This window comes from Mesorhizobium sp. M7A.F.Ca.MR.148.00.0.0, from assembly GCF_003997735.1.
In the GTDB taxonomy this organism is placed as follows: Bacteria; Pseudomonadota; Alphaproteobacteria; order Rhizobiales; family Rhizobiaceae; genus Mesorhizobium.
Map to the genome: position 1 here is coordinate 1 of NZ_RZTB01000255.1, position 1,963 is coordinate 1,963.

1 protein-coding gene is annotated in these 1,963 nt (G+C 57.5%); it reads left to right on the top strand.

What is annotated here, in order from left to right; genetic code table 11:
• Positions 1-234: 234 nt before the first annotated feature.
• Positions 235-1,878, top strand: a complete 1,644-nt coding sequence (locus EOB49_RS33690; RefSeq protein ID WP_127383483.1) for a tetratricopeptide repeat protein — start codon at positions 235-237, stop codon at positions 1,876-1,878.
• Positions 1,879-1,963 lie beyond the last annotated feature (85 nt).

Sequence of the window (1,963 nt, forward strand, 5' to 3'; positions counted from 1 at the left end):
TATTTTTTTGCCAATGTGCAAACAAGCTACGTCACGGATATTTGAAAAGCAAGGCGCTGTTTTCACGCGAACTGGGTAGGTCGTCTGCCTGCAGGCGGCCGAACGTGCTGGCGAAAGGCAGCGCGCAGACTAGGACAATCGTGTTGTGATCGGGCGATTGAAGGTGGTGATGCCCCGCTGTCGACACATGCCGCCGGCGCGTGGCCCGTCCGGATTTCTTCGATATTAATTTTCTTGGTCAAGAATTTGCCCGATCAAGCTGGCACAAGGTCGGCGATCTGCAATGATGTTCCAAGTTTTTCTGACATGATGCTTCATCGATATGGGCGTTTGACTAAAGTGGCGCAGTGTTACCTTGCTTGCCTTGCGGTCCTGCTCGCATTCGGCCCGCCGGTCATGGCAGCCGATAATCGTCTGCACAATTGCGGCGACGATGAGCTCGACGCCCCCAAGCGGATCGTCGTGTGCACCAGCCTGCTGGAGGACAAGGCCGTATCGGTGAATGATCAAGCCCTTGCCCATTTCAACCGAGCGAATGCACTGGACGGCAGCGGCGAATATGACCGCGCCATTGCGGACCTCGACCAGGCGATTGCGCTCGATCCGAATCATATCCTCGCCTTTCGACGGCGCGCCGAGATCTGGATGAAGAAAGGCGACAAGGCTCGCGCCATTGCTGACTATGACCAGGCGATCAGGCTCGATCCAAAGGATGCCTCGATCTACCGCGACCGCGCTGATGTCTGGGCGAGCAAGATGTTCTACAAGCGGGCCATTGCCGAGTACGATCAGGCGATCAGCCTCGATCCGAAAAACGCCGTCGGCTACAACAATCGCGGTCTGCTATGGTCGTACATCGATGATGCGGACCGGGCCTTAGCCGACCTTAGCCAGGCGATCACCCTCAATCCCCATTATGCCGAAGCCGTCACCAATCGGGGTCGGGTCTGGTCGTACAAAGGCGAGTATGATCTTGCGCTGGCGGACTACGATTACGCGATCGCCATCAATCCAGGCTATGTGCAAGCCTACGACAGCAGGGGCCTCGTCTGGGCATCCAGGCATAAATACGATGACGCCATATCAGATTACAATCTCGCGATCGCAATAGATGCCGGCTATGCTGGCGCCTACAGGAACCGTGCCGCGGCCTGGAGCGATAAAGGCAAATACGACACCGCCATCGCGGACTATGATCAAGCGATCTTCCTCAATCCTGAAGATGCCGCCGCCTATCTCGGGCGCTGTTACGTGTGGCTGTACATGGCGAAAAACAATCGCGCGATCAATGATTGCACTCAGGCGTTGCACTATGCGCCGAACTATCCCAGCGCCTACGAAGCGCTGGGTATCGCCAGTATGTACAAGACAGACTATGTCGAGGCCTTCGCCAACTTCAACGAGGCTGTTCGTCGAAACCCAAAATTCGCGGGTTTCTATCAAAGTCGCGGCATTGCCGGATTCTACTTTGGTCCGGCCGCCAAGGCACAGGCCGATCTGGAGAAGTCCGCCCAAATGCAGCCCCAGGATGCGTATTCCGCAATCTGGGTGGACCTTGCCCGGCGCCGCAACGGGCAGTCGAGCATCCTGCGCGTGGCAAAGCTCGACATGACGAAATGGCCGGCGCCGCTGGTCCGCATGCTGCTAGGTGACCAGGCGCCTGAAGTGACACTGAAGGCGGCTGATGATCCGGATGCAACCATCAGGAACGAGCAGGTCTGCGAGGCCAATTTCTACACAGCGGAATTCCAGCGGCTGCAGCATCGTGACGACGAGACGTTGCCGCTCTATCGGCTCGTGCTAAGCGATTGCCCAAAGCATTTCATCGAATACCTCGCTGCGATCAACGCGCTACGCTCCATGGGCAAAGCGCCGTAGAGCGCGACTTCACACCAGCGCCTCCGCCAGCAGTTTTGCCTGTGGCGTCAACTCATCGAAGCGGCGGGCAAAGAGGTTCAGCTGG